Annotated in this window: 8 protein-coding genes; 5 read left to right on the top strand and 3 right to left on the bottom strand. The window is 32.4% G+C overall.

Features of this window, described 5'->3' with window-relative positions; all coding sequences use genetic code 11:
- Positions 1–554: 554 nt before the first annotated feature.
- Complete coding sequence (locus tag GFJ94_RS02960) at positions 555–719, top strand: hypothetical protein (protein ID WP_153200102.1); 165 nt, start codon at positions 555–557, stop codon at positions 717–719.
- Between the two features lie 138 nt (positions 720–857).
- Here the strand turns inward: GFJ94_RS02960 and GFJ94_RS02955 are convergent, their stop codons facing one another.
- The 3 genes from GFJ94_RS02955 to GFJ94_RS02945 all read right to left on the bottom strand — a co-directional run bounded on the left by GFJ94_RS02955 (position 858) and on the right by GFJ94_RS02945 (position 3011).
- Entirely contained in the window at positions 858–1442 is a 585-nt protein-coding gene (locus GFJ94_RS02955; protein WP_153200101.1) for a hypothetical protein, read from the bottom strand.
- A 154-nt stretch (positions 1443–1596) separates the two neighbouring features.
- The gene (locus GFJ94_RS02950; RefSeq protein ID WP_153200100.1) at positions 1597–2487 is read right to left on the bottom strand and encodes a hypothetical protein; all 891 of its coding nucleotides are present in this window, start codon (positions 2485–2487) and stop codon (positions 1597–1599) included.
- A gap of 158 nt (positions 2488–2645) precedes the next feature.
- On the bottom strand, positions 2646–3011 hold the full coding sequence (locus GFJ94_RS02945) for a hypothetical protein (protein WP_153200099.1): 366 nt from the start codon (positions 3009–3011) through the stop codon (positions 2646–2648).
- A gap of 403 nt (positions 3012–3414) precedes the next feature.
- On the opposite strand from GFJ94_RS02945, the gene GFJ94_RS02940 reads away from it, so the two are divergent.
- The 4 genes from GFJ94_RS02940 to GFJ94_RS02925 all read left to right on the top strand — a co-directional run bounded on the left by GFJ94_RS02940 (position 3415) and on the right by GFJ94_RS02925 (position 8564).
- Complete coding sequence (locus GFJ94_RS02940) at positions 3415–4632, top strand: site-specific integrase (RefSeq protein ID WP_153200098.1); 1218 nt, start codon at positions 3415–3417, stop codon at positions 4630–4632.
- Between the two features lie 326 nt (positions 4633–4958).
- A complete protein-coding gene (locus tag GFJ94_RS02935) occupies positions 4959–5867 on the top strand; it encodes a hypothetical protein (RefSeq protein WP_153200097.1) in 909 nt (302 codons plus the stop codon).
- 89 nt (positions 5868–5956) lie between these two features.
- Positions 5957–6238 (top strand): helix-turn-helix domain-containing protein, encoded by a 282-nt coding sequence (locus GFJ94_RS02930; RefSeq protein ID WP_153200096.1) that lies wholly within the window; start codon positions 5957–5959, stop codon positions 6236–6238.
- 127 nt (positions 6239–6365) lie between these two features.
- Positions 6366–8564, top strand: a complete 2199-nt coding sequence (locus GFJ94_RS02925; RefSeq protein ID WP_153200095.1) for a VapE domain-containing protein — start codon at positions 6366–6368, stop codon at positions 8562–8564.
- Positions 8565–8599 lie beyond the last annotated feature (35 nt).

Raw genomic sequence — 8599 nt, 5'->3', positions numbered from 1 at the left:
CAACGTTCTGAGGCTTAAAAATGTGGCTAAAACCCAACACCAAGCCTTCACAAATATACACAAAACTTTAAATTTAGCAACTGCGCCATTTCAAAAATTCCCGAAACTAGCCATATTTTTAAACCGCTGTTGTGTGCTGCATGATATTTTCGGAACTTAAAAAAACTCAACACAAAGTTTTTCGGCAAAGTTTGGGTTGTCACGCAAAGCATATTTTCACGCAAAGTTTAGTTTCAGTTTTTAATTTCACAACGGATTTTCCCGAAAACGTAATTTCAGCACAAAGTTTATCGACAAAGTTTGGTTCGGTTTTCAATTGTCACGCAAGATTTTTCGGTAACAATTTTAATTAATTTCTTTCGGAAAAAATAGGAGAGAAGCTTTCGGCGTAAGTTCGGAAAATATGTTGCACACAACGGTTCTCGGCTTTGCTTTGTTGCGGAAAAGTAAGCCAAAATTATTGAATTAAAAACAAAATTAAAAAATACAAACCGAACATTGGTTAAGCACTAAACCGCAATAGAGCAAAACCGATGTTATAAAACGTTTTTATTATGATAACATTTATGCTTATTATTTTTCTTTCTGCTGTAATTAGTAGAATTATTCCATTAACGAAAAAAGAAAATTATGATTTTGCTACAATTTCTGTTGCTATTTGCTATGTTATAGCTTATATAATTCTTTTAAGACATTTTGTGTCCTTAAATGTTTTATAACGTGTTGCCGCTTGTGGCAGTTGCGTAAATTTAAGACAAAAGATTACAAGTACAAAACTCCTCGTGGAATTTTCGGAGAAAATTCCGAACACAAGCCTAGCCTAGCATTTGCTACAAACGGCTGTTATAAACAGTTTTTTACATAAAACCTCTAAATTCATAGTTTACTATTTTCCATTTTCTATTTATTTTTTCAAGAATATAATATCCTTTATTTCCAGATAAACTTCCTGTTATAAATGTACAATAAACAATTGCTTTTTTTTTGTCAGATGAAATTAAAGGGAAAGAAATAAATGATAAGGGTTTGATTTTTATATTTTTGCCAAATGAGGTTTTGTGAATTTTTTTTATTCTCGTGTCGTTAGTTTTTTCTAACAAGTCACTATTCCCATAATAATTCACTTTTATTTTCTCGAATTTGAATGTTGCAGTGTCATTTGGAAATTTTGAATTAATACATTCAAAAAATAAATCTTTCTCGGTTATTGTATCATATTTTTTTGAACATTCCTCAAATATTTTACTTAAATCAAATTTTTTCCACTCAGTTTGGTTTAAATCATAAATTAATTCTTGATTATGGAATTTATAAAAAACATTAATTGTATCATTTTTATAAACATCTACAACTAATTTAATGATATCTTTTGCATCATTTTCTGATTGTGAAAATGAAACCAAATAGGTTAAAGCGAATATTATAAGGTATAGTTTTTTCAAAATTGTTTATAACGTTATGAGGCTTGCTCTCAGTGGCGTTGAATCAACACCAAGCCATTACAAATGTAACAAAACATTCCATTCAGCAGCGGATTTTCCGTAGGAAAATCCGGAAGTAGCCATTGAAGCAAACCGCTGTTGTGCATAGCTTTTTTTACCACTCCCAATTTTCAAGAGTTTTTGTTTTGTGGTCAAACCAAGGGCGAAAAATAAATTTCTGCTCAATTTCTTTATTATCACTTTTAATAATGTCAAATTTTAAATTTTTTAAATTTTCCATTAATGTTTTAATACATGTATTGTATTCTTTAATTCCCCAAAAATCTTTTATTTTATTTCGGTTTTTATATTCTGCTGATTTTACACTTTTAATTGTACCATTTTTTCCAATAGTTATTATATATTTTTCACTACCACATCCACACTCATCATCTAATTCTTCCCAATTTAAATGCTTTATTTTTTCAAAAACTATATTTCTCAATGTGTCATTTAACTTTCTATTTATTCTATTTGGGTCATCAATATAATTTTCAACATTTAGTGTTTTTTTTAATTTTCCCTTTTTAAAAATAAGTGAAATCTCTTTTTCATAAGTTTTTTTAAAAACTCCATCCCAACTTAATAACTCCCCATTTTTAATATTTATATTCCCATTAAACCAATCAATATATACTTTTCCATTCTTAAATTTTGAACCAAAAATTGTATTTATATTATCATTTGATTTTTTTAAGTCAATTTTTCCTTTTTCATAAAAAATCTCACCGCAACCAATAATATTTACAAGAAATAAACTATCATTTTCTATTTTATATATTGCTTGATAACCTCTCCAACAGTTCATAGAAGCACCGTCTCGAAAACTTAAACCAAATAAATCACCTTGTTTTTTAAAATCGTTTTTATTTAAATATTCTTCTAATATTAAATTATAAATATTAATAGTGTCATTTTTATATATCAACAAATCTGGCAATTGTGGACTACATATTCCAAATTGACTAATAAATATTAATAATAAAATAATTTTTCTTTTCAGCACGATTTTATAAAGTTATGCACAACGTGTTGCCGCTTGTGGCAGTTGCGTAAATTTATAACAAAAGATTACAAGTACAAAACTCCTCGTGGAATTTTCGGAGAAAATTCCGAACACAAACCAAGCCTAGCAATTGCAACAAACGGCTGTTAGCAATAGTTTTATAATTTAGTTGTAAATGGATTTTCTCCAACTTTTTTCATAGTGCTATAATCATCAGCATTTCCATTTTCCACTTTAATCCACAAAGTATCTTTTGTATTATTTAGCTTATATTGGTAATTTAAGACATCTTTTAAAATAGTATCTTTAAGTATAATTTGCTTTAGACAAATTTTACTTCCATCTACATACCATTTGGAATTAGTACGCATTTCTCCTCCGAAAGATTCCGTTATGACAGAATCTTTGTAAAAAGTTAATACAACTGGAGTATGATGAGTTTCATATGATTCCCAAATTCCAATTAAATCCGTTTTCGGTTCATTTGTTTTACACCCAATCAGAGTTGTGATTCCAATTGTCAATATGATTATTTTCGTAAGTTTCATTAAATTATTGCTAACGTTATGTGGCTTGCTCTAAGTGGCGTTGAACCAACACCAAGCCATTACAAATATAACAAAACATTCCATTCAGCAGCGGATTTTCCGTAGGAAAATCCGGAACTAGCCATTGAAGCAAACCGCTGTTATCTCTATAATAATTCCGCAAGTACCCTTTTGCACTTAAAATACTGTATTTATTGACTTTATAAAAAATGCTAAAGCAAATTTAAGCATACAAAAGCATCAAAATACTTGATTTGTTGTACCAATTGTTGTACCTTAGTACTCCGTTGCACTAGAATGAAACACTAGTAAAATCAATACTTTCACTCGTTTGCACCGCTTTACAAATATAGTATAACATTTCTAATATTCTATAATTATGGCATCCATTAAATTAATACTACGCACCAATCAGAAAGATCAAACAGGTAAAAGCCCTTTGTACATTAGAATTATAAAAGATAGAAAAACGAAATTTATCACTGCCGGACTCAAGCTTAAAGAAAGTGATTGGGATGAAGCAAAGCAGAGAGTTAAGAAAAGCTATCCTAATAGCGCGCGAATGAATGCAGCACTTGCTCAAAAAATTGCTGATGCTGAAGGACAAATTGCCGATATGGAACGTAAAGTAAAAACCGTTTCCATTAAAAAACTAAAGGAAGCCATAAAAGGAAAAGAAGTACCAAATTTCTTCGAGTATTCCAGAAAACATTGTGAACGAATCAGAAACAACGTTTCCATTTCAACCTATAAAAATTACCATGCCTATTTAGATAAGTTTGAAAAATGGGTAGGTACTAAGGAAGTTTATTTTGATGACATTACAGTTTCATTATTGATGGATTACATGAGTTATCTAAGCAACGAACTAAAAAACGGAAATACAACACAACGTTATTCCATCATGATATTGGCGATTATGTTCAAAGAAGCTATCAAAGAAGATTTAATTCCCGAATACATGTATCCGTTTAGTAAGTTGAAATTAAAGAAAGACCCAAGCAGAAGACAATTTTTAAAGAAAGAGCAATTTGAGGCGATTATCAATTATAAACTAGATGAAAAATCAAAATCGAGTGTATTTCGCGATATGTTTATCTTTTCAATTTTCGCAGGAGGTTTACGATTCAGTGATGTATTAGAATTTCAAGTAAAACACTTCAATGAAGAAGAAAGAAGAATACAAAAAGTAATTCGCAAAACAGGAAGAATGCATCAGTTTAAAATAGGTCAGTTAGCATTGGACATCATCAATAAATACAAAAAGGAAAATGCAGAACAAGACGACTTTATATTCCCTGTAATCACAAATAAAGAGCTGTATTTAAAGAACGATGAATACCGTTATACTTTTATAGAAAGTGCCAATAAAGCAGCTAATTTTCAATTACAGCGCATAGCAAAGAAATTAGAAATTCCAGTAAAAGTAACATTCCACATAAGCCGCCATACCTTTGCAACAAACGCATTAAATAATGGAATGCGAATAGAGCACGTTTCAAAACTAATGGACCACCGTGATATCAGCACAACCCAGGTATATGCCAAAATCATTTCGGAAGAATTAGACAAAGCGGTTGACAACTACATCTACTAAAACAGAACGAGAGTAATTTTTTTAAAAAACTACTCTCGTTTTCTTTTTCAAGGGTAAATTTTACTCTTTTTTACTCCTGAATTACAAAACCCTAGCAAATCCAAGCCTTCGCAATTTTGTTAAAAACTTGTGCGAAAATCAACGCAAAGTGGTACTGAATTTGTTCTAATTTTAGGCATCCAAAAAATCAGTTTACACCAAAAATCATATTGAAATTTAGATGAAGTATAGTCGAACTTCATGCTTAAATTAGATTGTAATAAACAGATTTTAAACAGGATTACCCAAAATACCAATAATGAACAAATTTAACACCGGCAAAAAACGTGAACTTAAAAGGGCAAAACATCAAAAAATCATTGTTCTCAGAATGGAGAACCATCGACACAGCACAAAGTGCAGCTTCTATTTTTGACATTACTCACGACCAGGAACCCACACTGGAAAACTATTGTATTGCTTTACTCGAAAAAGTATTTACAATTCCACAATCCCAACTACCCGAATTCATTAACTACCAACTCCAACTTGCCCAAGACGGAAACACTTGGTTAAACAAATTCGAAAAATTATTAGCCAACAATGAAGAACTATTCTTTAGCCAAAAGGCATTGAGTAGATTCAATAAATTGTACAACATCATCGAGAAAAAACGAACAGAACTGCAATCTTCGAGCGTAAAAGAAACCAAACAAATTACTCCGAAAAGGTTAATCAATGCCGAATCGGAAGATCGTTATTTTTCATTTTTTGAAATCAAACATCAGGTCGAAAAAATGGAATCGTTCAATGAGCAAATCTTGTTTTTAAACGAAGAAAATTTCGAATACCGACAAGCCGACATAATTTCAATCAACAACAAGCTGCAAGCTTATGACCAGCAATGCGTTCAATTCATTGAAAAATTACAAACGCTTCGTAAAATGCGTTCGGAAATTGAGAAGGAAAAAGAACTAGAACTGGAGAAAAAACTAATCATTAAAAAACTGAAATTCAACGGAAATCTAAACCAATTAGTAGATATATTCTACCAACTAAGTCGTGAACTATTTGTTGATGGAAAATCTTTTATTGATGCTTCCAATGGCGAAATCGTAAATATGATCGTCAATAACTTTATCGATAAGGACAACAACGAAATAAGTCCCCAAACAGTCGAAACCATCCTCAAACCATCACGAGGCGACAAACGACCAAAAACACACAAACGAATAGACCTCGACAACTTCCTCTAAAAAATAATAGTCCCTTGGGACCCGATTGGGACTAAGGGACTTTTTTTTACTTCACAATTTTGCTCCATAAACTTTTAAAAACTACGAAAATGGAAGCAATTATTTTAACAAAAGACCAGTACAATGACTTAATGGCAAAATTAGACGCAATTCAAAGCCAACTAAACACCAAGCCAGACCCAAAGAAAGAAACCTTCTTAGACAATCAAGAATTCATCATGCTCATGAAAATCTCCAAACGCACAGCACAAACCTGGAGAGATGAAGGCAAAATCTCATTCAGTCAAGTTGGAAGTAAAATCTACTACAAACTTTCTGATGTTGAAAAACTACTACAAGAACACTACAACAAATCATTCAAAGGTAAATAGTATGAGAAAATGTAATGGAACATGCGAAGTCTGTGATTGCAATCACAACAACATTTCCCATCCTCTGGAGGGGTGCCCATCGGGCGGGGTGGTTAAAACAACTTGAAACTTTAAACTTGAAACAAAAATGACAATCAGTATATTCAAAAACTTCAACGAAGTAATAGAACACAAAACAATTCCCGAAATCCTGCACGAAATCAAAACAGGAAAGTACAGACCAGGGATAACGTATTTGCGTAAATCATTAGCCGAAAACAAACTAGAAGCCTATGAAAAAGCCAAAAAATCATTACCTGCATTCACACCTTCAGGAAAATTTGTGGGTGGAAGAAAAATGGAATTTCTGGAAGCATACTCCAATTTCATTATCCTAGACATCGATAAATTAAGTCAAACCGATTTACAAAACGCAAAACATAAAGCTAACCAATCTGAATACACCTATGCAAGTTTCATAAGTCCATCAGGTAATGGATTAAAAATTTTAGTAAAAGTAAACACCAAAAAAGAAGACCATAAAGAAACCTTTTTGGCCATCCAAAAACACTATGAAACCCTATTAAACCATGAAATAGACAAATCCGGAAAAGACATAACCCGACTATGTTTCTACTCATTCGATGATAACCTCTATCAAAACGAAGCTGCAAAGACATTTGTCACATCGAGCGAAGTCGAGATGCTGTCATCCCGAGCGGAGTCGAGGGGCGAGATGAGTTTAAGTGCAACAAACTCAAACCAATCTAGTCAAGCTGAGCCTGTCGTAGCTTCAACAACCTTGAACTTGAAACTTGAAACTTCAAACAGCGAAGGCATCTACAACCACTGCATCCGTTTCACCGAAAAAAAAGTGCAATACGCGACAGGTAGCCGAAACGTATTCGTACACCAACTCGCGTGCAACCTAAACCGAAAAGGCATTTCATTAAACGAAGCACTAAGCTTCATACTAACAGACTTTGGCTATGATGAAAAAGAAGTAACACAAACCGTTCACAGCGCCTACGGAAACATTCACGAATTTGGCAAAGATGAAAATTTTGAAACTACCAGAAACACTAAAAACAACAAAAAAAAATCAGACAATCAAAACCTGTCACCTCGAGCGGAGTCGAGAGGCGACTTCTATGACGAAGACGACGAAGACAAACCAAAACCAACCCAAATCGACCGCTTAGAACTATTCCTATCAACAAGATATGTATTTCGGCACAACATGGTTTCAGGCAAATTAGAGTTTCAGTATTTCGGCAAAAAGAAATGGCATGTAATGAACGACTTCATTGAAAACTCAATGCTTCGCGAATGTTTAAAAGGAAGAATCAAAACAAACCTTTCTTCTTTGCGTAACCTATTGTATTCCGATTTCTGTGAATTGTACAATCCATTTGAAGATTACTTTTACAATCTACCATCTTATGATGAAAAAACAGATTATATTTTAGAATTGGCAAATACGATAACCACTACAAAACAAGAACTTTGGCAAGAGTGTTTTAAAAAATGGATGGTAGCAATGGTAGGTTGTGTATTGGATGACAAAGTAATCAATCACACCGTAATTGTATTCAGTGGAAAACAAGGATTAGGAAAAACAACTTGGGTAGAAAAACTAGTGCCTAGAAAGTTAAAAGAGTATTTATTCTCTGGAACCATAAACCCAAACAACAAAGACACTTTAGTGCAGCTTTCAGAATGTATGTTAATCAACCTGGACGAATTAGAAAACCTAAACCGTTCCGAAATTGGAAGCTTAAAAGAAATTATTACAAAGACACAAATCAGAATGAGAAAAGCCTATGGACACAACAACGAAACCATGCCAAGACGCGCATCATTCGCAGGAAGTGTCAACACAGCACAATTCTTAAACGACAGTACAGGAAGCAGAAGATTTCTTTGTTTTGAAGTTGAAAACATCCAATACCAACACGAAATCAACATTGACAATGTATTATCACAAGCTTTGTATTTATTCAAAACTGGATTCAGACATTGGTTCGACCAAGAAGAAATCAAAAACATCACCGAAAACAACGAACAATACCAACTACGAAGCCCAGAAGAAGAATTGCTTTTAACATGGTTTGAACCTTGTGAAAAAGAAAAGGCAAACGCATTCTTAAACGCTTCTCAAATAGCAACAAAACTAGCAGAAAAGGCAAAAATCAATATCAATGATGGAACTATAAATAAACTTGGAAAAGCATTAAAAAAACACAACTTCACAAGACTAAAGAAAAACGGAATATTTGTTTATGCTTTAATTGAAAACACTTACGAAGAAGTAGATAATAGAAACAAAATTGTTGATAAAAATTGAACCTGTACTAACATAAATAATGTGTGGCTAAAGTA

It is taken from the genome of Flavobacterium sp. LMO8 (assembly GCF_009495755.1).
Classification (GTDB): Bacteria; Bacteroidota; Bacteroidia; order Flavobacteriales; family Flavobacteriaceae; genus Flavobacterium.
Note: the sequence above shows the minus strand (reverse complement) of the source record. Positions and strands in the feature narration are given on the sequence as shown.

Bases quoted from the DNA above. Each gene is read 5' to 3' on its own strand.
- GFJ94_RS02930 (WP_153200096.1), top strand. From the start codon at position 5,957: ATGGAAGCAATTATTTTAACAAAAGACCAGTACAATGACTTAATGGCA.
- GFJ94_RS02940 (WP_153200098.1), top strand. From the start codon at position 3,415: ATGGCATCCATTAAATTAATACTACGCACCAATCAGAAAGATCAAACA.
- GFJ94_RS02925 (WP_153200095.1), top strand. From the start codon at position 6,366: ATGACAATCAGTATATTCAAAAACTTCAACGAAGTAATAGAACACAAA.
- GFJ94_RS02960 (WP_153200102.1), top strand. From the start codon at position 555: ATGATAACATTTATGCTTATTATTTTTCTTTCTGCTGTAATTAGTAGA.